This is a genomic window from Microcoleus sp. T3_D1, from assembly GCF_036700405.1.
In the GTDB taxonomy this organism is placed as follows: Bacteria; Cyanobacteriota; Cyanobacteriia; order Cyanobacteriales; family Microcoleaceae; genus Microcoleus.
In genome coordinates, this window is record NZ_JAUBOV010000030.1 from 52,650 (window position 1) to 73,600 (window position 20,951).

Below are 20,951 nucleotides of genomic sequence, written 5' to 3' on the forward strand. Positions count from 1 at the left end.
AGTTGTCACCGGTGTTGGAGTTGTCACCGGTGTTGGAGTTGTCACCGGTGTTGGAGTTGTCACCGGTGTTGGAGTTGTCACCGGTGTTGGAGTTGGCTCTGGAGTACCCTCATCGATCAGCACTGTGAAGCTTTTGCTCAACTCATTCGCCACAACAAGATCGAGTTTGCCATCACCATTGAAGTCAGCCGCCGCGAGTGAGGAGGGACGCGAGCCTACTGGAATGTCTGCCTGTTTCGTAAAGCTGCCAGAACCAGAGTTTAGCAGTACAGAGATGCTATTGCTGCCTGTATTTGCGATCGCGATATCAGCGAAACCATCGCCATTCAAGTCACCTGTGGCGATCGAGCTTGGAGAATTACCAACAGTAATATCTGGCTGTTTGGTGAAACTGCTACCCTGAGAATTCAACAAAACTGAAATGCTGTTGCTACCTGCATTCGCGATCGCCAAATCAGGGAAGCTGTCACCATTAAAATCGGCTGTGGCGATCGCCTGGGGAGAATTTCCAACAACTATATCTGGCAGTTTTGTCAAGTTGCCAGCACCAGCATTCAGCAACAAAGTCACATTATTGCTACCTTGATTCGCGATCGCCAAGTCGATTTTCCCATCAGCATTAAAGTCGATCGCCGTCATCGCCAGAGGATTGCTGCCAACAGGAATGGCTGGCTGCAAAATAAAGCTCAAACCACGGTTTAGCATCACAGCCGCCACATTCCCTGTCCCATTGACGACAGCGAAATCTAGTTTATTATCTCCATCGAAATCAGCCGCGAGCGCCGCGTCTGGAAAAGGCAGATTACCAAAGCTAAAGGCAGGAAATTTAATGAAGCCAGATTTAGTATTTAACAGAAATGATATGCTACTGTCTCCGCTATTCGCTACCAAGAGTTCTGGTCGGTTGTCTCCACTAACAAAATCTGCAGCTAAAACGATGGTGGGGGCGCTTCCTACGGATTCGTCAGATTTTAAAGCAAAGTTGCCGGAGCCCGAATTAGCAAACAATGAGATGCTATTGCGGCCTAAATTCGGTACAACTAAGTCTGGTTGGCCATCTCGATCGAAGTCGGTCACCGTCAGTGACAGTGGGTTCGTATTTAGCGATACATCTTTACGCGAGAAGTTCAAATTGCGACCTCTCTAATTTTTATTTATGTATAAATTTTGATGAATATTTTATATATTACAGGAATTTTGAACGAAGTCAATCTATTTTTGATTTTTGATTTTTGATTTTCCCCGCCCTGAGCCTGTCCCAGGCTGTGTTAGCATAAATAGGACTAAGGTCAACTGGCCCAATTAGTAGGGTGTCCCGGAATCAGAGACCTTGAATAATCGCCCTAGAACTTCGTCGCCCGGCACCATACAAGTTGATTTGAGTGTGACACTCACGTAATTCACCATCAAATTAGCGATCGACTTAAGGGATTTAATCTTATGACTGTAGCTAAGGAACATATTACTGATAGCAATAGCAATAGCGGTTTATCAAATTTCCGCGTCACTATCGAACGTTTGATCGAAATTTTAGATTTAGAATAAGAGGATGACTACGGAATTTTAAGACCGACTGAATATGCTTTCAGGACAGCTATGAAGTTAGTTGTAGAAGCCTACGATAGCATGGGAAACAGTTTTCCCAAAGCCTCAACCGGTACAGATGACAGAGGCAGTATTAGACTGGCTTGGCAAAATATAAATGCCGATCGGAGAGTATGCTTATTCTGCCCGCACTCTTCTGATGAGAAAGCTTACATTTATCATCAAAACAGTGAGGAATATGCCTCAGAAGATATTACTTCAGGAGCAATTTTAGTTTATTGGCTAGAGTGGTTTAATGAAAAATGAACGAGAAATATTCTCGGAGTGTATCAGATGGCAATTCCTTCGTTTCATTTGACAATAAATTTTGACTTAAGATTTCTTGCGCGATCGCCTCCACCACCGGCACACAAACCGAATTCCCAATTTGCTTGTAACTTTCCCCCGCACTCGGATAACTCTTAAAATCTTCAGGAAAACCCATAAGGCGGTAACATTCCTTCAGCGTCAACTTTCTCACCATATCTTGCTCAGGAATGTAGATAAAAAACCTGCCCGATGTTTCTTGCGAAGGAATAGTCGGATGCACTCCATCTACCGAATAAATGCGATTAGGCTGTCTGTGAACTCTCGATAAATGTTCTGTATTGGGCCTCACGCCAGTTTTCCAAGTACCTTTATTTCTGTAACCTACAAACAAAAGTCCCGAATCTTGCTTTCTCGGAGACTCAATTAAAGTATACTCGGATTTATCCAATATTTCAAAATCCCCTGTCTCGTCTAGAAATTCCCAGAGTTTTGGAGTCAACTGGGTTTTAAGCCGAGAAAAATTGAATGGTTTACCTTGAGTTGCAATAATAAATATTCTTTCACGATGTTGAGGAATTCCAAAGTCTTTAGCATTCAGCGTTTTGTAATTCACGCTGTATCCCAAATCTTCAAGACTGGCAATAATTACTTTTAAGGTATTTCCCTTGTCGTGATGGATTAAGTGCTTGACATTTTCGAGAACGATAACTTGAGGCTGCTTGATTTTGATAATTTTACAAATCTCGAAAAATAGCGTACCTCTAGTATCTTCAAAACCTAGCTTTTTGCCACAGATGCTAAAAGGTTGGCACGGAAACCCGGCGACTAAAACATCAAAGTCTTCTAACTCGACGGGATTAATTTTACTGATATCTCCAAAAGGAACCTCACCAAAATTATCCGTGTAAACTTGTCGGCATTTGCTGTTAATTTCGCAGGAAAAAACGCATTCACAGCCAAATTTTTCAAACCCTTGTCTGAAACCTCCAATTCCTGAAAATAAATCTATAAATTTCATTTATAATTTAATCCAAAAATTACTCACCCCAATGATAACTCACCGAAGAGCAGTATTCTCAAGAACAGGCTTTCCGGCCTGTTCCACAAAGAGTGAATTTCTGGTGGTGGGCAGGACAACCCGGCATTGAAAAGCTGATTGCAAATGGTGCAATATCTCAGTGATAACATATTTTGTTTCTCTGTCTTATTTCACTCTGCGCTTTCTGCGTTCTCTGCGGTTCATTCTATCAAGTTCAACAAGTCTTATGACAGTCCTCAATCTTATACCACTCATTAAAAGTCGCACCAGCCAGCGCCGGACACGGCAATGCCCTCTCCCCACAGATATCGGATAGAATGTCGATCGCCCGAAACTTCTCCCGCATTCAACCAACCAACCTGCCAAACTTGTCCCGCAGCCGACTAAACTAGAAATAGCAGAACAAATCACAGCTATTGTCTACTTCCTTTCACCAACCATGAGTCAAACCTTGGAAAATCTGACCGCAATCGATGACAAGCTATCCAAACGGCACCTGGATCTCGATCCGGGCGGCTACTTCATCATCTATCTCGATCGCGAAACCAGCTTAATCTGTGCCAAACATTTCACCAACATCATCGACGATCGAGGCCTCGCCATCGATCCCGAAACTGGTAAACCCATCCCCGCCCGTGGCAAAGTAGAACGCACAGAGGTCACACTTTTTACAGGCAGAACGGCCAAAGAACTTTGTGTCAAAATCCTAGAAGAAACCCGCCCCAGCCCGGTGACAATGTTAGATCACGCGGCTTATCTGGGACGGGAATTTGTACGGGCAGAAATTGCATTGTTGAGCGATCGAGAATACGTTCAAGATTAGTGCAGCCCTGCCAGAATTTCTTGACAAAATGGCAACCGATCGGACTTAGCAGCACCGATTACGAAAAACCTTGATACCAGAAATAAGTCACCATCGGAATCACTGTCGCCAATACCAACAGCACAACCACAACAACTGTGGCATTACCTTGGTCTGTTTCTTCCGCTTTTTTAAACGTGCCTTCAACTTGAATGTTGTCAACAACTTCAGGAGCACCCGGATCGGGTTCGCCCGACAAAACAGTTGCAATGCGCGTACTTGCAGCCGCAAATGCCTCGTTGTATTTATTGGCTTCCCGCAGCGGCACTTGCACTGTTTCCCCGGCCACACTCTGGGCAATTTCATCGGTTAGCAGGGATTTCACCCCTTCCCCCGTCCGAATTGCCGCACTGTTGGTAACAGTGTCGAGAACGAGTAAAATTTGATTAGTCTGGTCTTCTTTTGTGGGAAACCACTGTTCAAACAGTTGGTCGGTGAAAGTTGCAGTCGTTTCGCCGTAGTCTAAGCGGTGGATGGTGACAAATCGGACTTGTTTCCCTGTTTTGTTTTCCAGGTTGTCGAGCACGCTGCTGATATTGCTTTCGCTGCTGCGGCTGAGTACGTCGCCTTTGTCGAACACCCAAGTTCGATCGCCCGCCGACAACACCGGCATTTCGTAAACGCCAGTCGCCAATGCCGGCAATACCGCCATCTGGGATGCGATTAGGGCGATCGCGATCGCCGCGGCTAAAGGTTGGAGATATTTTCTCCAGTTAAATAATTGCTTCAGGAGTCGGGTCATGAGGTTAACCGTAAAACTGACTTTTTTCCAAAAATACTATAGAAACCCCCGTAAAATTCATTTTATGCAGGGCAATATTTACAATTAGCTCGCCTGTGGAACTCCCCCCCGATTATTTTAGGATTCTCACTATGGAACCAGCAGACACTTATAAAGGTTGGATTATTCAATCCCAGAAAGTCTTCTACGTCGAGGTTTGGGATAGCCGCGGCAACCGCCACGTCGCCGTCCAAAATGCCAAGACTGAGGAGGAAGCTTTGGAATTGGCCAAAAAGTGGATAGACAAATATGAGTCAAAACCCGGCAGAATGGCGATCGACGTACCCCATCCTTTCGGAGACATGATCGATATGCCATTTTAACTCAGTAGTCATTAGTCAGTAGTCATTAGTCAGTAGTCATTAGTCATTAGTCAGTAGTCAGTAGTCATTAGTCATTAGTCAGTAGTCATTAGTCAGTAGTCAGTAGTTGGTTGCTACAAATTACCAATTGCCAATAACCAATACAAATTACTCCTTACCCATTACCAATAGTCATTAGTTATTGGTTATTGGTTAGTTACTACCAATTCCCAATTCCCAATTACCAATGACTCCTGGCGAAAGCAAGCCGTCTGCTAAGAAATTCCTCGCAATTTCCGCGTATTTTCTACTAAACTCCGAGCAAATTCGTCGAACCTTTCCGACAGTTTTTCATCCAACAATTTACCATCTGGACTAAAAGCTTTCCAAGCTTGTCCGAGCGCAATTTGTTCGGGAATTACCCAAGCGTGCACCCATCTCAAAATCACGCGCAAATCGTTGAGTGCGTTGCTGTTAACTTGCCCTCCCAAAACGCTAATCGCACCCGCAACTTTCCCGTCCAAATGCTCAAAACTCATCAAATCCAGGGCATTCTTGAGAGCACCGCTGACGCTACCGTGATACTCCGGCGTTGCCAAAATCAAGCCGTCGGCTTGCTTAACCGCATTTCGCAGCTTTTCCACATCCGGGTAATCGAGATAATCATTCTCACCGTCGCAGAAGGGCAGATTGAGCGATCGCAAATCCAATATTTCAACTTCCGCGCCCAGGGCCTCGGCCCGTTCTGCTACCACATTCAACGCTAACTGGCTGTAGGAGCCAGCCCGCAAACTTCCACCAATGCCGACAATTTTTACCATAAAGCTTAAAAACAATAACTGCTTTACTAAAACGTACTCATTACGAGTATGATTAACATAGCAAGTTCGATCGGCAACTGTCAATCGATTTTAGATTTTAGATTTTAGATTTTAGATTTACCGACGGAGCCGAGAAACCGGGTTTTTTGAGCAAAATCAATCGATTTTAGATTTTAGATTTACGGATGGGGCCGAGAAACCGGGTTTTTTGAGCAAAATCCTGGGTTATAGCCCGCAGATTAGGTAAAAAACCCGGTTTCTTGAGGATGCGTGGGTAAGTTCAGTGAAGGGGGCCCAGAAACCGGGTTTTTTGAGCAAAATCCTTGGTTATAGCCCGCAGATTACGTAAAAAACCCGGTTTCTTGAGGAAGCCGTGGATTCAAAACCCCCCTCAAGAGGGGTATCTGGAGATCCAGTGAGAGATAAACCCATTCAACACCCGCCCTCTTGTTAAAATAAATGAACGTAGCAAACCACAAGCGGTCAATCTTGGCAGTCTTCAACCTTGGGCAAAGCAATATGAAAAATTCTTGGAAACACGCATGGCTGGGGCATCTAGCTGTAAACAAAGACAAGTCGAGCCAGAATCCTAAAAAATCAATTCCAGGACGGAATCTTTGGCGCATCCTGGGCAGTTTGGTGATTTCTCAAGGAATATTGCTCTCGACCCCGGTGTTTGCCGACAGCGCGCCAAACACCATGAGTTACAGCCAACTGATCGACAACATAGAAAAAGGGCAAGTCAGTAAAATCGAAGTAGACGAAACTCAAAAAACTGCCAAGGTTAAGCTTAAAAATCAAAAAAGCGATCAAACCCAATCAGTTACTCTCTTCGACTACAACAACCGAGAACTGTACTCGCAAATCCGCGCCAAAAAGATTGACTTTGAAGTCAAACAAACAGCCGACAACGCCGCCGCAGTCAGTTTAGTAGTAAACTTGCTAGTGATTTTTGCAGTGTTGGCAGTGCTGATGGCCATCCTGCGCCGATCGACCCAATCTCAAGGAAATGCCATGAACTTCGGCAAATCCAGAGCCCGTTTCCAAATGGAAGCCAAAACCGGCGTGATGTTCGACGACGTAGCAGGCATCGAAGAAGCTAAAGAAGAACTGCAAGAAGTCGTAACCTTCCTCAAAAAACCCGAACGCTTCAACGCCATCGGCGCAAAAATTCCCAGAGGAGTTCTGTTAATCGGGCCTCCAGGAACCGGCAAAACAATGCTGGCAAAAGCCATCGCAGGCGAAGCAGCCGTCCCCTTCTTCAGCATCTCCGGTTCTGAATTTGTCGAAATGTTTGTCGGAGTTGGCGCCTCCCGCGTCCGCGACTTGTTCAAGAAAGCTAAAGAAAATTCGCCCTGCATCGTCTTCATCGACGAAATAGACGCCGTAGGAAGGCAGCGCGGCGCTGGTATCGGCGGCGGCAACGACGAACGCGAACAAACTCTCAACCAGTTGCTGACAGAAATGGACGGCTTTGAGGGTAACAGCGGCGTGATTGTGATTGCAGCTACTAACCGGCCCGATGTACTCGATACCGCCCTGCTGCGGCCCGGCAGGTTTGATCGACAAGTAACGGTAGATTTGCCCAGTTACAAAGGGCGTTTGGGGATTTTGCAAGTTCACGCGCGCAACAAAAAACTCGACCCAGAAGTTGCCCTAGACACGATCGCCCGCCGCACTCCCGGCTTTTCCGGCGCCGACTTGGCAAACTTGCTCAACGAAGCAGCTATTCTCACTGCGAGGCGTCGCAAAGACACGATTAGTAACTTAGAAGTTCACGACGCGATCGACCGGATCACGATCGGGCTTACCCTTAACCCGCTGCTGGACAGCAAGAAAAAGTGGATGGTAGCATACCACGAAATCGGACACGCCCTAGTCGGGACGATGCTCAAAAATACTGACCCAATAGATAAAGTGACGATTATTCCCCGTTCCGGCGGCATCGCAGGCTTTGTTAGCTATGTGTACGACGACGAAATGATCGACAGCGAAGGTTTGATGAGTCGGGCTTGGCTGTTAAGCCGGATTACAGTAGCTTTGGGGGGAAGGGCGGCGGAGGCTGAAATTTACGGCGCTGCCGAAGTAACTCTCGGTGCCAGCGAGGATATCAAACAAGTCACCAGCCTCGCTAGGAAGATGGTAACGCTTTATGGAATGTCGGATTTGGGGCCTGTGGCTTTTGAAAGTCAGAACAATGAGGTGTTTTTGGGGCAGAACTGGAATTCGCGAAGTGAGTATTCCGAAGACATGGCAATCAAGATCGATCGCCAAGTCCGGGAAATTGCCTTTGAGTGCTACGAAGAAGCTCGCCGAATTATCCGCGAAAACCGCGCTTTGGTAGACAAACTTGTCGAAGCGCTGTTGGATGAAGAAACGATCGACGGCGACGAATTCCGCCAAATTGTAGCTCGGTACACCGAGTTGACAAAAAAAGAGTTGGCCCCAACGTAAAGAGTCATTAGTCATTGGTCATTAGTCATTAGTTATTCAAGTTTGTAGTGAGGACTTTAGTCCTCATTACCGAAAAAATAAGGACTTTATTCCTTACTAAGCTGTCGCGCCTTTAAATTGCATATTCAGGGCGGGCGGGACGCCCACCCCACAAGAGTTAGATTGTTTTTTGACAGACAATTTAAATGCAGAACAGCTTACAAACCAATAAAAATGACTAATGACTAATGACTAATGACTAATGACTAATGACTAATGACTAATGACCAATTAAGATTGTTGGGAGTACATTTCCCGGAGTACCAAAGCCGGGTCTACCCAGCGGCCGCCGTACTTCAATCCCCAGTGCAAGTGAGGCCCACTCGTGCGGCCGGTCATCCCAACTCTGGCAATTCTCGCACCCGCAGGCACTGTTTGACCTTGCCAAATTTGCAAAGTACCTTCGCGATCGGTATAATAACGCCCGCCGTTAGCCGTTAGCACTCGGCCTCTGAGGTGACAGTAGATGTGTTCCCAATTTCCCGATCGCACCACCATACCAGTGCCGCATCGGCCATCTTCCCAAACTTCCACAACTTGCCCCCCCCACCAATTGCGGATATAGCTGCCTTCCGGGGCGGCCAAGTCCAAACCGTAATGAAAATCCCCGCCACGGGGGCCGAAGGGGGAAGTGTATGTTTCAAAGTTTTCGACTGGAAAAGAAGCTTCTTGCCACAAATTACCCGTCGCTACTCTGGTTGGTAAACCTGACTGAGCTTTGACCACCTGCTGCTGCAAATAAGGGCCGATCAACACAATGCCGATCGAAAGTGCCAGCAGCAGCATTTGTCTGAGACGAAAAAAGCGTTTTGCCGTCAGCGGGCCTCTAGAGTCTTGCAGGATTTTTTTCACGGCTCAAAGTTAAATGTGTGTGGGAGTTTGCGTTGTCTGTTAGGCTCACATCTTGCACCCTTGTCAATAAAGCTTTCAGGGGCGAGCTTTCCGGCCCAGCCCACAAAAAAATCATTCTTTGTCGAACGCGCCGGAAAGCCCGTTTCGGAGAAGGGTGCAAGATGTAAGTTATGCCAATTCGCTGCAAGATTGGCTTTGAGCTCTACCCGCGATCGCGAATCAGTTTATCAACAACGTGTATCTTACTCCATCCAAAACCCGTGTCAAGGCTTCCGGGTAAATGTCCAGGGGTGATAAAAAAAAATTGGCTGAGGAATTCGTGCTGCGGTTGAATTCGATCGAGCTTTTGCTTGACACTATAGTTAGTTCCGGGATTTTGGATGTCATTCAAAATTTCAAATTCATAACACATCAAGCAATGCTTACTGAAATTTTTCCCTTTAGTTTTGCCATAGACGCAACTGCGATCGCCGGTGCGTCCTTGTGGTCTTTGGCCCTGTACTGGGGCCTGTCGCCCCTCACAGAATGGGTAATCCTGCAACTCAACCGCTGGATGAACTTTGCCGAGAGATCCCTCTACACCTCGGAATCCGAGTTTGAAAGAACCCGCCAAGCCAGGGAAGCCCAAAATGCGTTTTACGCTTCGCTGTTGAGCATTGTGCCCTTTTTGATTGCGGGCGGATTGTGCAATTGGGGCGTAGAATTTTCTCTGGGTACTGGTTGGGCGGTATCTATGGGTACGATCGCCTGTATTGGTGGCGGCGTGTACGAGCTCGGTCGCCGAGACGGCGAGGAGTCTTAGGGGATTTGGGATTTGGGTTTTTGGACAGGACTTACGCGCAGGTAGTTAGAAACCTGGTTTTTGCGACAATACTTCGTTGTCACCGGCAGATTCGCTAAAAAACCAGGTTTCTGTTTCTTTTCTCGAAGCGCGTAATTCCTGTATGATTGTCGCTCAAAAATTAGGATGTAAAGCTATGAAACTCAAGTGGTTGATACCTGCAATCATCTCATCTTTTTCGATGGTTATTATTCCTGCAAAAGCGGCTGAAACCAGGTGCGGATGGTTGCTCAATCCCACGCCTGCTAATTGGTATCTCAAAGACAAAGATGCTCAATGGACTATCTCGGTGCAAGGGGGATATCAAGCCGGAGGAATCAACAATATTCCTCCTTTTAACGACGATGAATATGTCAAAATTAATGTTAATTATGGATATGGGTGTGCTTGTTTAAATGTGGTGACAGATAGAAATCGAATGAGAATTACCACGATACAAGGTGGTGAAGAATTACCACTCTCGACTTGTCGAAAAGATCCGAATTTGCCAAAAATTCGTTAGTTGTGGCGAAACCATACAATTTTTTTAACTCAGTCAAATGAACTTTCAACCCGAAGTAACATCATTAAATCAAGCCCGCGCCACCTTCCAAAAAATTTGGGGATACGACGACTTTCGACCGCCGCAAGGAGAAATCGTCGGTAGTTTATTAGCCGGAAAAGATACAATTATAATTATGCCGACAGGTGGTGGCAAATCAATCTGCTTTCAACTGCCAGCTTTGTTACAAACAGGCTTAACTCTCGTAGTTTCGCCGTTAGTCGCACTGATGGAAAATCAAGTACAAGAATTGCGCGATCGTAATCTGCCCGCTTCCCTCCTCCACAGTCAATTGCCAACAGCGCAGCGCCGAAAAACTATGCAATCGCTGCAACAAAACAAATTAAGATTGCTGTACCTGTCTCCCGAAACATTACTCAGCAAACCAGTTTGGGAAATTATCAGTCAGCCGCACATTCAAATTAACGGTTTAATATTAGATGAAGCTCACTGTTTAGTGCAGTGGGGTGATACTTTTCGACCAGCTTACCGCCGTTTGGGAACAGTGCGGCCGGCTTTGTTGAAAGCTAAACCAGCAAACAGTAAAATTGCGATCGCAGCTTTCACCGCTACCGCCAACCCGGAAGCACAGCAGACAATCAAAAATGTCTTGCAACTGCAAAAACCCGAAGCATTTCTGCTAAGTCCGTACCGTTCTAATCTGCACCTGCAAGTGCAAACAGTCTGGACGCCGAGAGGACGCAAGCAGCAGTTATTAAATTTTATTAAAGCTCGACCAAAACAAGCTGGTTTAGTCTATGTCCGCACTAGGAAAGATAGCGAAAGCTTGGCGGAGTTGTTGGAAGCAGCCGGTTATGAAACAGCAGCATATCATGCAGGTTTAAGTCCAGAATCCCGACGAAAAATAGAAACAGCTTGGCTGAACAATGAGCTTAAATTCGTGACTTGTACCTCAGCATTCGGGATGGGAATTAATAAGCCCGATGTCCGGTGGGTTGTTCATTATCAAGCACCTTTGCTATTATCGGAATACATTCAGGAAATTGGTAGAGGCGGACGCGACGGCAAATCGGCGATCGCCCTGACATTGATTAGCGAACCGACGGGTTTGCTTTATCCTGAAGATAAACAAAGAAAGGAATTTTTTCAAGATAAATTGCGATCGCAATACCGAGAAGCTCAGCAATTAGCCAAAAAACTGCCAGTTAAAGGGGATATAGAAGCAGTTTCCCGCGAATTTCCTGAAAGCGCGATCGCCCTTTCAATCTTGCACAGCAGCGGACAATTAACATGGCGTGATCCTTTTAATTATGCGATTAATAAATCTCCACAGCAAAAAGCGGAAAAATCAACTTTTACCGCAGCGGAAGAAATGGTAAAATATTTGAAATATCGGCAGTGCAGGTGGCAATTTTTGCTGCAAGCTTTTGGGTTTGCCAATGAGGCGAAATCTATGCAGTGCGGCCACTGCGATAATTGTCGGTGAAACCAGTCTCTTGTATCTTGAAAGATGTAGATTTCGATTTACCGTGTTCGTGGGGGCGGGTTTACGAGATTATTGGTTTTAGGCAATTATTATGGGTGAAACCCGGCCCTACAAGATATGTACTGCATACAAATCGATCGATTTTAAATTAGCGATTACCGATTACCAAAGAAAGTAAATGATAGAAACAGACACTGCGGCACAGATTTACACAGTAGAAAATACAGAGGAATTCGATCGCAGTAATGTCAATCAGCGATTAGATATTTGGCTGTCAAACCAGATACCGGACTTATCCCGATCGCGAATCCAAAGCCTCATATCACAAGGCAATGTCAAAGTCAACGACGAAACCTGCACCTCGAAAAAAATATCAGTAAAAACGGGCGATCGCATCCACCTCACATTACCCGAAGCCCAGCCCACAAAGTTGCAGGCCGAAGCAATTCCCCTCGACATCCTCTACGAAGATGACAGCCTAATTATCATCAACAAACCAGCCGGATTAGTCGTCCACCCAGCCGCCGGACACCAAGACGGTACATTAGTCAACGCTTTGTTAGCCCACTGTCCCCTAGCAGAAATAGGCGGAGTTCAGCGGCCGGGAATCGTGCACAGATTAGACAAAGATACAACAGGTGCGATCGCGATCGCCAAAACCGACATAGCCCACCAACACCTGCAAGCCCAACTCAAAACCAAAACGGCCCGCCGCGAGTATTTAGGCATAGTTTACGGGACTCCCAACACCGAAACAGGCACAATAGACCTACCCATCGGGCGGCATCCCACAGACCGCAAAAAAATGGCGGTAGTACCAGTAGAAAAAGGCGGTCGCCCCGCAGTTACTCACTGGACAATCAAAGAAAGAATCGGCAACTATTGCTTAATGCACTATCAATTAGAAACCGGCCGCACCCATCAAATTCGCGTGCATACAGCGGAGATAAAACATCCCATTGTCGGCGACCCGATGTACAGTTCCAACCGTTCCATCGGCGTCAATTTAACCGGACAAGCCCTCCACGCATGGCGGCTGACATTGCAGCATCCCGTAACAGGAGAATTAATAGAGGCGATCGCACCTTTACCCGATCAATTCAACACCTTGTTGAAAATATTGCGATTGCGCTCTCACACTTGATATGTTGGGCAGTTAACACTGGTAATTTCTATGTCTAAATTTGAGGAACTTTGCAAAGCTTACGCAGCATCCCGGCAAGCATACCGCGAATCCTGCGAAGCTTGTCAGGATTTTAGTGAAATTTTTATCAAGCAAATGAGCGATTATTTGGAATGCCCGATTCACAACCAAAATCAGAAGTTTGATGACAATGGCATTCTGTATTTTGATGGTGCGATCGATGTTTGCGAAAATCCAGAAAATCCCCAAAATGGCGATCGCGAAACAGTCGAAATATCTTTGAGTGTTAACAAAGTTATTGACAATTTCATTGTCACCGTTTATCCTTGGGGTCACGAATTCAAGATTCTCATTGATGAACCCAGACACTTTGAAGAAGCTTTTGAATACATTTTTGATCGACTCCAATCAGCTTATACTGGCGTAAGCCTCTTACCGTCAGAACCAGATCCTTTACCTTTTTAATGACTAAATTCCTTACTATAGCAATCCTAAATCAGTTTCAATAACTGGTTAACTGGTTCCCAAGCTCTGCCTGGGAACCGATGTCACTCTTGCTCTGCCTCGGCTGCGACAATGGAGGCTCTTCCTCCGGATATGCGTTACCAGGCAGAGCCTGGTAACGAGTATAATCATTTAGGATTGCTATATAAACCTTTTTTCCCCTTCCTTTTTTTTCATTAAACTTCTTGCCTAAATCTTTGATGCAAGAAGGAAACCCCAGATGAACGCAGATGAAGGCAGATAGTTCAGGGGGTGACAACCCCGTCTTGACCCATAGCTAACAAAGGTTAGACCGATTTATGGTAAAAAAAGATGGGGTAAATTTTATAAGCAACCCCATCTATATACAATGTTACCTCCATTTTACCAAAATTGTTTCCAAAGACAACTAAAAAAATGGGTATTCAAAAATATGTGGGGCGCATCAAAGAAGAACCGCGAACTATACGCCGACATAGTAGTTTTTGGATGGGATTGTATGGTCATTTTTGGGTAATAGGAATAGAATGTTGTGAAAAAATGATTGAGGAATTAATGGCAATAAGACGGAACAAGCTACCATTTTTTCAGAGGGGTTTGAGGGCTATGTCCCTGATGATACGGACGTTTTGACGGCATTGTCACCCCGTGAAGAAAAACCGTTTACTTACATCAAATCTGGCGGCTACTTTCCTAATTGATGTATCACCTTGTTCATAAACATCAACAAAGCCAAAGCCGTCGCTTGACTTGTGGACTCCCAAATCCAAACAGTCAGCGCAAACGCGGACATAGCACTGCCAATCATCGAAGCAGTTTGTCCCAGCCAGAGTTGCATAAATTTTTGCATGAAATACGCGATTAATAGGATTTAAAATTCCGAGGCTAGGGGTTTTTAGGCAGGAGAATGAGACCCGCATAAAATCCCACGCCGCTCTCATTAAAACCAAGGCCATTGCTGGCTAAGTGGAGATAATTCTTCATATTGCTGTCTCGCCTGATTGCGGTAAAATTTCACCAAATGCCGCTGTCGCCACATCAGTACACCCGTAACAAACAGTACAAACGCTGCTAATCCTGCGATCGCGTGTGCCAGTCGCAAGTAAATTCCGCCATAGCTGCCAATATGTAGCGGATAAAGCGAGCTGAGAATTCGATTTGCTACAGAAGCTGAATTTACACTGTCAGCCTGCAATATTTTGCCGCTGTATTGGTCTATATAAATGGTGCTAACCCCGTTTGGGTGCGGCTCGTTGGGAAATTTTTTCCGTACTTTAAAAATTGCTTCAGGCGTCAAAGGCAGAGAAATAAAAGTGGTTGTAGCTTCCGGCCAAACGGTATTAACTTGGTGTAATATTTCATCAAGGTTTTGCCTCGAACTGCTAGAGTGGGGATGAGAAGTCAATGCTGGCTGTGGCTTTTCATTCGTTAGCCAATACAGAGTCGATTCAACCGGCGCGTAAAAAATTATCGCTGTCCCTGTAGCGGAAATTAGTATGAGAAAAGCGACCGATACAATGCCAGAAACGTTATGTAAATCAAATACAGTCCGCTGCCAGTGAGCTTTCCAATTAATAGAGAATCCGCGAGCCAAATTGCGCCAACCCGTCCACAATACCAAGCCAGTAAAAGTTATTCCTAGCATTACTAGACCGCAAATGCCTACAAAAAGATTACCGAGTTCTCCTCCCGCTAATTCTGCGTGTAACGTCAAAATAAAACCTGTAAAACTGTCTTTCCAAAGGCGCGCACCTTTAATTTCTCCGCTGTAAGGATTGACATAAACGCTAACTACTTCCTCACTCTTTGAAAGCATCGAAACTTGGCAAACTTCCTTCGCTGCTCGCGGCAGCAAAATACTAAGAGCTTGATTTTGCGGATAAGCTTTTTGGACAATTTGCAGGACATTTTCCAGCGGTATGCGTTCGGCTTGAGGAATTACTTGCAGGAGTTGGGGATTGAAGAACCGCTCGATTTCGGGGCCGAAAACCAGCAAGCTGCCGGTTAAAGCAATTACTGCTAGAAATATTCCTACCACCAACCCCAAATACAAGTGCAGTTTGAATGCGAGTTTGCGGAACTTCATCTCGAAATTTTTCTCAAAGCCGTTAACTGTTCTCATTCAAGTCCGTTAGTGGGCCCGCGAGTCCGCCAGGGGTTGAAACCCCTGTCTAATAGCTAAAGTCCTCTCAAGAGGACTAATGATACTAAATCCGGGTTACTCACCCCCTTTTTGAACTGGCGAGCTAATTTTTCCCCCTCTCCCCCTCTCCAGCAATAAAGGGGTTTTTAACCCGGATTTGGTATGAGTCCTTCAGTCCTCTTTTAGAGGACTTTAGCTTTGAGGCAGGGGTTTAAACCCCTGCCGGACTGTCGGTTTGACGTTAAATTGACACCAATGGGTTCTTGGAGTGTCCCTACGGGGGATATTGAATCTACCTCCTAAACCTGCAATCTGCTGTAATTACCAGTTAAGGCGGTAATTAACACTGAGAGTCAAACCTCTGCCTGCATAATTAGAGGTGTCCGAGCCAAATCCAGCTAAGTATTGGGAGAGCACGGGAAAATATTGATTATTCAATAAATTCTCGACTTTGACTTGTAGCAGCCCAGAGCCAATTTTAACCGCGCTGACGTAATCCAGTGTGAGATAGCTGCTAATCGGGCCGCCATCCGAGCCGTCTTTGAAGGCCCGATCGCGATTTCCAGAATATAATAACTGTAAACGATTGTTCCATCCCGGCAAAGTTTCGTTTTGAACATAAGCTGTTAGCTTGAGCGGTGGAATTCGGCTGCTATCGATCGCGATGTAACGGTTGTCCTCCTCATATTCGCCTTGAATATAAGTAGCAGTCCCGCCGATCGACCATGCTCGTCCAGGTTGCCAATCCACAGTCCCTTCTAAGCCGTAAATGCGTTCTGGGGCGCGGATGAGTTCCAGGCGGCCTGTGTTGCCAACTGGTTGAAAACTGATTCCTAGATCCGAGGTATTGTAAAAAGCGGCAAGCGACATTTGCACCGCTCGCCACCCTCCTCGAATGCCAATTTCGTAGTTGTTGACTTTTTGCGGTTGAGTTACTTCTAACGAAGATTCAATTCCGACAAAATTGTCGGGGGGTTGGCGGAGGATGCGGCCGAAATCTGGAACTGAGAAACCTTGAGAAAAGTTGCCAAATATGTTGAAGTTGTCATTAATTTTATAGACAGCCCCTGTATTAAATAGGGTGGCGTTAAATTTGCGATCGCCTCCTTCGATCTGGCGCTCGTTAAAAGTGGTATAATCATTGACGTTTAACCCGGCGCGTTCGTGACGTATCCCGCCACTTAGAATGACGATATCGTCAATATTCCATTCCAATTGACCGAAAAGGCCAAGGCTGTCATAAGTGTAAGGAGGAACGAAAGGACGCTCGGAGATTTTCCGGTAAACCCGGCCCCCACTTGCGTCAAATCTCTCCGTGTCGTACAGGTCGAAACGCTGTCTGCTATCTTCAGTAACATAGTCAGAACCCCAAGTTAATCGAAGATTTTCGGCACGCGATAAAGGAGTGGTGATCGCCAGCCTTCCTCCTATTTGTTCGGTGTTGGTGCGCGAACGAGTAACACCGACAAACGGCCCAAAGAAATCGGACGTGCGGTAATCTGAAGGAACACCTACATTGGAATGCGTTCGATAGTAAATTTGACTTTGAAGGCTGCTGCCAAAAAGGTTTTGGTTGGTGTAACTTAGGTTGAGGAGTGTATTCCTATTTCCCGGTGTTTCCCCGGCGATATCCAAATTTCCGGTTCGGATGGCGCGGGCTTTTTGCCGTCCTTCCTGGTCGTCAACGCTAGAGTCTCCGAGCACATTGGGATCTTGAGTTTCCCGATAGTGATTGACAGTTAGTTGCAGCCGCTGTTGGGTGTCCAAATCTACCCCGACTTTGCCCATGACGTTGAAGAGGGTGCTGCTATCTCCGCCGAGTTCAAAAAAGGGAATGCGATCGCCTTGGGCATCGTAAAAAGCTCCACTTCTGGCGAGCGAGACAGTGCCGGTCATATCGAAATTGCCACTTCGACCAGACATCGTATGCTGAGCGTTAAAGCCTAAAGCATCTTCTGTGTTTGTTAAAGCGCTACTGACGCCCACTTCAGTAACAGCAGTTAGCCTTTCCTCAGTTGGCCGGCGAGTAATAATATTAATCACGCCACCTGTAGCCTGAGCGCCGTAGATTGCGGTAGACCCCCGCACTACTTCAATGCGCTCGATCGCACTGGGATCGATGTTTCTAAAATCTCTGACAAAAGATTGAAGATTGGTCGTTTGCGGCACGCCGTCAATCAGAACAGAAACGTCGCGACCCCGCAAAGTTTGTCCATAAGTGGCAGTAGTTTGAGTCGGGGGCGCGAAACCGGGAACCTGATTTGCCAGAGCTTCCCCGATATCTCTCGATGGCCCTACCTGCTGCCGAAGTTCTTCTGAGTCTATCACCGTTATAGAGCGCGGCACGTTTGTCACTCTTTCTGAGGTTCGTGTTGCAGTGACGACAATTTCAATCGGGTCTCTCCCCGCCTGTGGTGTGCCTGGTGGCTGCGCTGTAGGCGACAAGGGTTCTGGGGGTGTCCCCGGTGGCTGCGCTGTAGGCGGCAAGGGTTCTGGGGGTATCCCAGGTGGCTGCGCTGTAGGCGGTAAGGGTTCTGGGGGCGTCCCAGGTGGCTGCGCTGTAGGCGGTAAGGGTTCTGGGGGCGTCCCAGGTGGCTGCGCTGTAGGTGGCAAAGGTTCTGCGGGTATCTCTACCGGCTGCCCTGTAGGTGGCAAGGGTGCTGCGGGTGTCCCCGGCCGCTGTGTTGTAGGAGCAGGTGCAGACGGGCGAGCAGTCATCTCCGAGGTGGGTTTTAAGCTGAGAATCAGACCCGCAGCGTTAGGAATCACCTGTGCCACTGGTTGACCCCTCTCGCCAACGACTTTGATTCGGATGCTGTTGTTATCTAAAGGAGTAACGGTGACAGAAGCAATTCCGGCAGCAGGCTTGTCTTGACGAAACTCATTTCCCCCCGGTAGTCGCAGTTGAGCGGTGATGACATCAGCTTGTAAAGTTTCGCCAAAGCTGGCGCTGAAGACTTGCAGGGGTCTTCCATCTTCAGTGTCTAGGATGATTTCAATGCCTTCTGACGTGGGGTTGAGGCGAACGCCCGTCACCTGCGCGATGTTGGAAGCGCACGCCGGCCCAGCGACTAACGCCGACACGACTCCTGCCAGCCCAAGGCTATTTAATAATTTCTGCGATCTATTCATTACTCTTGAATCAACAATTAATGGAACTTCGGATATGTGGTTTGCGTTGCTTGCACAACATGATTTGTGGCAGCGTTGCTGCTCTTGTGTGCCTCTTGAAACTGACCTGCGGAAGATCCGGCCCAGTTGTCGGGCGCAGTTCGATCCGATTCTCCCGTCGCTAGTGGCCTTTGTCTGGGAATACAGGAGGCGCGTGAGGGCGAAAGCCTCAGTCCGGTGGCGCTCTGGACGATCGCCCACGGTTGGCAGCTTCTTCGGTTAAAGGAAGTAATCGCGGGGCGCTTAATGAGAAAGTGCCTTAATTAGATAACAGAGCACTTGCATCTGTCAAGAGTTAACTAATGAAAAATTATTGCATTTTTAGATAGGGGGTGTCACCCCTTATACTAGTTGCACACCAGGTGCCTATTATGGTTGATGGTCAGAACCAGACAAACGCCCGCCTAAAATGCTATGACCAGAGTTAGAAAAGATTGTCATATAGGAAACGAGAAGAGTCAACAACTTTGTTGACAACTCTTGATAATAAATGTCATCTAGCCTAATATGCTTAAAGTCGATAGCCGTAAAGCCCCTGAAGCTGATATCGAAGCTGGCTCGGACTGAAATCGCCCCGGAGCCTGCAGCCGAACAGCCCGATCGACAACAAAACGTGAAAACAAGCGCTCATACCCGGATTGAAGACTCAAACGCGCTGATGCCAGAGTCGTAACGCCCAACAACTGTTCACAGAAAGTCTATGTGGAAAGAATTTGACCCAACTGGTTGGCGTACTGCAAACAAGATTTATAGGTAAAAAGAATCGATGAGTGACGCAAGCATTCAGGGAAACCAACTCACCGAAAGTTGTACCAATTTAGTAGAACTCCTACAAAACAGAGCATTACACCAACCAGAGCAGAAATATACATTTCTGTTAGACGGAAAAACTGAAACCGCCAGTTTGACTTATCGAGAGTTAGACGCGATCGCCCGCGAGAATGAAACAGCCCTGGGGCTAGCAGGGTATCTAACTCCGCTTGAGATCCAAAGGGAATAAAAACCTAGCCCAATTCTCTTAAAATTGGTTCACTGCTTTTTCAGAAGGAGAGTGGCGCGTCAAAGGAAAAACAATTATTTTTGGAGCTGCCCCTGTTGCCAATTTCCCTCTACCTTCGTTCCATCTGCATATAGATAAGAACCTTGCCCGTGTTTTTGCCCGTTGAGGAATTCACCTTGATAGCGATCGCCATTGGCGTAAATGCAAGTACCTTTGCCGTTGAACTGACCATCGCTAAATTCGCCTTCGCAGCGATCGCCATTCGCAAAAATGTAAACTCCTTTCCCGCTCATCTTACCCTTGACAAAAGTGCCTTTATAGCTATTTCCATTGGCGAACTCACGGACACCTTCACCACTAAATTCTCCATTGTCAAACGGCCCTTGATAACGTCCCCCTTCTTTAAAAGTAAACAACCCCTGACCTTGAGTGTTGCCCTTGACAAACTCTCCTTCGTAGCGGTTGCCGTTCGGATATTCGCGAACCCCTTTACCGTGAAACTGCCCTTCACTAAATTGCCCCTCATAACGACCTCCTTCAGCAAAGGTATAAATTCCCTGTCCGTGAGGCAAGTTATTCAGCAACTCTCCTTCGTAGCGGTTCTTATTAGCATATTCACAGACGCCTTTGCCGTTAACTTTTCCTTCTTTAATATCTCCTTCGCAACGAGTACCATTAGTGAAGGTAAAAGCCCCTCGACCGCTAGGGGAACCACTCGTGAAAGAGCCTTCGTAACGAATGCCGTTAGTTGAGGTAAAAGTGCCTGTACCATCGAACTCACCGTTTTTGAAAGTTCCTTCGTAGCGGTTGCCGTTAGCAAATTCCCGGACACCTTGACCGTTGAATTCACCATCGGCAAATTCTCCTTGGTATCGACCTTCTTCTTTAAAGGTATAGATGCCTTGACCGTGAGGTTTGCCGTTGATAAATTGGCCTTCGTAGCGATCGCCGTTGGCATATTGACAGATGCCGGGGCCGCTGAGTTTTCCCTCACTCAATTCTCCCTCGCAACGTCCGCCATCGGGTAAAGTAATTACTCCTGCCAATGCGCTGTGAGGGTTGGCAAACAATAAAGCCATTCCCAAGTTGGAACCAAGTAAGAGAGCGAGTCCAACTCGCTGAAGTTTACTTAATATTGCTGACGACATTCCCAAATTCATAATTCACAAAAAATTCA

20 protein-coding genes are annotated in these 20,951 nt (G+C 46.6%); 10 read left to right on the top strand and 10 right to left on the bottom strand.

Annotation, left to right across the window (positions count from 1 at the left end; translation table 11 throughout):
• Positions 1-1,131 (bottom strand): VCBS repeat-containing protein (locus QT992_RS15485; RefSeq protein WP_333377287.1); only part of this gene is annotated, 1,131 nt, incomplete at its 3' end.
• A 465-nt stretch (positions 1,132-1,596) separates the two neighbouring features.
• On the opposite strand from QT992_RS15485, the gene QT992_RS15490 reads away from it, so the two are divergent.
• Positions 1,597-1,851, top strand: a complete 255-nt coding sequence (locus QT992_RS15490) for a hypothetical protein (RefSeq protein WP_333337293.1) — start codon at positions 1,597-1,599, stop codon at positions 1,849-1,851.
• On the opposite strand, the gene dcm is transcribed toward QT992_RS15490, so the two are convergent.
• The gene (gene dcm, locus QT992_RS15495) at positions 1,838-2,872 is read right to left on the bottom strand and encodes a DNA (cytosine-5-)-methyltransferase (protein WP_333337295.1); all 1,035 of its coding nucleotides are present in this window, start codon (positions 2,870-2,872) and stop codon (positions 1,838-1,840) included. The two genes, QT992_RS15490 and dcm, sit on opposite strands and share 14 nt — an antisense overlap.
• Before the next feature lie 460 nt (positions 2,873-3,332).
• On the opposite strand from dcm, the gene QT992_RS15500 reads away from it, so the two are divergent.
• Positions 3,333-3,716 carry a DUF4346 domain-containing protein gene (locus QT992_RS15500; protein ID WP_333337296.1) on the top strand — a complete coding sequence of 128 codons (384 nt, stop codon included), beginning with the start codon at positions 3,333-3,335 and terminating at the stop codon, positions 3,714-3,716.
• A gap of 58 nt (positions 3,717-3,774) precedes the next feature.
• Here QT992_RS15500 and psb32 read toward each other — a convergent pair whose 3' ends face one another.
• On the bottom strand, positions 3,775-4,497 hold the full coding sequence (gene psb32 / locus QT992_RS15505) for a photosystem II repair protein Psb32 (protein WP_333315863.1): 723 nt from the start codon (positions 4,495-4,497) through the stop codon (positions 3,775-3,777).
• A 131-nt stretch (positions 4,498-4,628) separates the two neighbouring features.
• Between psb32 and QT992_RS15510 the strand changes: the two genes are divergently transcribed.
• Positions 4,629-4,859, top strand: a complete 231-nt coding sequence (locus tag QT992_RS15510) for a hypothetical protein (protein ID WP_190734279.1) — start codon at positions 4,629-4,631, stop codon at positions 4,857-4,859.
• A gap of 254 nt (positions 4,860-5,113) precedes the next feature.
• Here QT992_RS15510 and QT992_RS15515 read toward each other — a convergent pair whose 3' ends face one another.
• The gene (locus tag QT992_RS15515; RefSeq protein WP_333315862.1) at positions 5,114-5,659 is read right to left on the bottom strand and encodes an NADPH-dependent FMN reductase; all 546 of its coding nucleotides are present in this window, start codon (positions 5,657-5,659) and stop codon (positions 5,114-5,116) included.
• A 519-nt stretch (positions 5,660-6,178) separates the two neighbouring features.
• Between QT992_RS15515 and ftsH the strand changes: the two genes are divergently transcribed.
• On the top strand, positions 6,179-8,113 hold the full coding sequence (gene ftsH, locus QT992_RS15520; RefSeq protein ID WP_333337298.1) for an ATP-dependent zinc metalloprotease FtsH: 1,935 nt from the start codon (positions 6,179-6,181) through the stop codon (positions 8,111-8,113).
• Positions 8,114-8,383: 270 nt separating this feature from the next.
• Here the strand turns inward: ftsH and QT992_RS15525 are convergent, their stop codons facing one another.
• Together QT992_RS15525 and QT992_RS15530 are read right to left on the bottom strand one after the other, a co-directional pair.
• Positions 8,384-8,938 carry a M23 family metallopeptidase gene (locus QT992_RS15525; RefSeq protein WP_333337322.1) on the bottom strand — a complete coding sequence of 185 codons (555 nt, stop codon included), beginning with the start codon at positions 8,936-8,938 and terminating at the stop codon, positions 8,384-8,386.
• Between the two features lie 268 nt (positions 8,939-9,206).
• On the bottom strand, positions 9,207-9,416 hold the full coding sequence (locus QT992_RS15530) for a hypothetical protein (RefSeq protein ID WP_333337300.1): 210 nt from the start codon (positions 9,414-9,416) through the stop codon (positions 9,207-9,209).
• Positions 9,417-9,422: 6 nt separating this feature from the next.
• On the opposite strand from QT992_RS15530, the gene QT992_RS15535 reads away from it, so the two are divergent.
• From QT992_RS15535 to QT992_RS15555, 5 genes are all read left to right on the top strand, one after another.
• The gene (locus QT992_RS15535; protein ID WP_333337302.1) at positions 9,423-9,806 is read left to right on the top strand and encodes a hypothetical protein; all 384 of its coding nucleotides are present in this window, start codon (positions 9,423-9,425) and stop codon (positions 9,804-9,806) included.
• A 175-nt stretch (positions 9,807-9,981) separates the two neighbouring features.
• The gene (locus tag QT992_RS15540; protein WP_333337303.1) at positions 9,982-10,347 is read left to right on the top strand and encodes a DUF4087 domain-containing protein; all 366 of its coding nucleotides are present in this window, start codon (positions 9,982-9,984) and stop codon (positions 10,345-10,347) included.
• Between the two features lie 37 nt (positions 10,348-10,384).
• Positions 10,385-11,833, top strand: coding sequence for a RecQ family ATP-dependent DNA helicase (locus QT992_RS15545; protein WP_333337305.1), 1,449 nt, complete (start codon positions 10,385-10,387; stop codon positions 11,831-11,833).
• 178 nt (positions 11,834-12,011) lie between these two features.
• Positions 12,012-12,977, top strand: coding sequence for an RluA family pseudouridine synthase (locus QT992_RS15550; protein ID WP_333337307.1), 966 nt, complete (start codon positions 12,012-12,014; stop codon positions 12,975-12,977).
• A 30-nt stretch (positions 12,978-13,007) separates the two neighbouring features.
• On the top strand, positions 13,008-13,442 hold the full coding sequence (locus tag QT992_RS15555; protein WP_333315856.1) for a hypothetical protein: 435 nt from the start codon (positions 13,008-13,010) through the stop codon (positions 13,440-13,442).
• A gap of 703 nt (positions 13,443-14,145) precedes the next feature.
• Here the strand turns inward: QT992_RS15555 and QT992_RS15560 are convergent.
• The 3 genes from QT992_RS15560 to QT992_RS15570 form a co-directional block, all read right to left on the bottom strand.
• Positions 14,146-14,298: a hypothetical protein gene (locus QT992_RS15560; RefSeq protein WP_333315855.1), complete on the bottom strand. Its 153-nt coding sequence runs from the start codon at positions 14,296-14,298 to the stop codon at positions 14,146-14,148.
• A 102-nt stretch (positions 14,299-14,400) separates the two neighbouring features.
• Positions 14,401-15,582, bottom strand: a complete 1,182-nt coding sequence (locus QT992_RS15565) for a PepSY-associated TM helix domain-containing protein (RefSeq protein ID WP_333337309.1) — start codon at positions 15,580-15,582, stop codon at positions 14,401-14,403.
• A 342-nt stretch (positions 15,583-15,924) separates the two neighbouring features.
• Positions 15,925-18,735 (bottom strand): TonB-dependent receptor domain-containing protein, encoded by a 2,811-nt coding sequence (locus tag QT992_RS15570; RefSeq protein WP_333337311.1) that lies wholly within the window; start codon positions 18,733-18,735, stop codon positions 15,925-15,927.
• Between the two features lie 805 nt (positions 18,736-19,540).
• On the opposite strand from QT992_RS15570, the gene QT992_RS15575 reads away from it, so the two are divergent.
• Positions 19,541-19,774: a hypothetical protein gene (locus QT992_RS15575; RefSeq protein ID WP_333315852.1), complete on the top strand. Its 234-nt coding sequence runs from the start codon at positions 19,541-19,543 to the stop codon at positions 19,772-19,774.
• A 74-nt stretch (positions 19,775-19,848) separates the two neighbouring features.
• On the opposite strand, the gene QT992_RS15580 is transcribed toward QT992_RS15575, so the two are convergent.
• Positions 19,849-20,922, bottom strand: coding sequence for a hypothetical protein (locus tag QT992_RS15580; protein ID WP_333337313.1), 1,074 nt, complete (start codon positions 20,920-20,922; stop codon positions 19,849-19,851).
• Positions 20,923-20,951 lie beyond the last annotated feature (29 nt).

Coding starts and splice junctions, on each gene's coding strand:
- QT992_RS15490 (WP_333337293.1), top strand. CDS start 1,597: ATGAAGTTAGTTGTAGAAGCCTACGATAGCATGGGAAACAGTTTTCCC.
- dcm (WP_333337295.1), bottom strand. CDS start 2,872: ATGAAATTTATAGATTTATTTTCAGGAATTGGAGGTTTCAGACAAGGG.
- QT992_RS15500 (WP_333337296.1), top strand. CDS start 3,333: ATGAGTCAAACCTTGGAAAATCTGACCGCAATCGATGACAAGCTATCC.
- psb32 (WP_333315863.1), bottom strand. CDS start 4,497: ATGACCCGACTCCTGAAGCAATTATTTAACTGGAGAAAATATCTCCAA.
- QT992_RS15510 (WP_190734279.1), top strand. CDS start 4,629: ATGGAACCAGCAGACACTTATAAAGGTTGGATTATTCAATCCCAGAAA.
- QT992_RS15515 (WP_333315862.1), bottom strand. CDS start 5,659: ATGGTAAAAATTGTCGGCATTGGTGGAAGTTTGCGGGCTGGCTCCTAC.
- ftsH (WP_333337298.1), top strand. CDS start 6,179: ATGAAAAATTCTTGGAAACACGCATGGCTGGGGCATCTAGCTGTAAAC.
- QT992_RS15525 (WP_333337322.1), bottom strand. CDS start 8,938: ATGCTGCTGCTGGCACTTTCGATCGGCATTGTGTTGATCGGCCCTTAT.
- QT992_RS15530 (WP_333337300.1), bottom strand. CDS start 9,416: ATGTGTTATGAATTTGAAATTTTGAATGACATCCAAAATCCCGGAACT.
- QT992_RS15535 (WP_333337302.1), top strand. CDS start 9,423: ATGCTTACTGAAATTTTTCCCTTTAGTTTTGCCATAGACGCAACTGCG.
- QT992_RS15540 (WP_333337303.1), top strand. CDS start 9,982: ATGAAACTCAAGTGGTTGATACCTGCAATCATCTCATCTTTTTCGATG.
- QT992_RS15545 (WP_333337305.1), top strand. CDS start 10,385: ATGAACTTTCAACCCGAAGTAACATCATTAAATCAAGCCCGCGCCACC.
- QT992_RS15550 (WP_333337307.1), top strand. CDS start 12,012: ATGATAGAAACAGACACTGCGGCACAGATTTACACAGTAGAAAATACA.
- QT992_RS15555 (WP_333315856.1), top strand. CDS start 13,008: ATGTCTAAATTTGAGGAACTTTGCAAAGCTTACGCAGCATCCCGGCAA.
- QT992_RS15560 (WP_333315855.1), bottom strand. CDS start 14,298: ATGCAACTCTGGCTGGGACAAACTGCTTCGATGATTGGCAGTGCTATG.
- QT992_RS15565 (WP_333337309.1), bottom strand. CDS start 15,582: ATGAGAACAGTTAACGGCTTTGAGAAAAATTTCGAGATGAAGTTCCGC.
- QT992_RS15570 (WP_333337311.1), bottom strand. CDS start 18,735: ATGAATAGATCGCAGAAATTATTAAATAGCCTTGGGCTGGCAGGAGTC.
- QT992_RS15575 (WP_333315852.1), top strand. CDS start 19,541: ATGAGTGACGCAAGCATTCAGGGAAACCAACTCACCGAAAGTTGTACC.
- QT992_RS15580 (WP_333337313.1), bottom strand. CDS start 20,922: ATGTCGTCAGCAATATTAAGTAAACTTCAGCGAGTTGGACTCGCTCTC.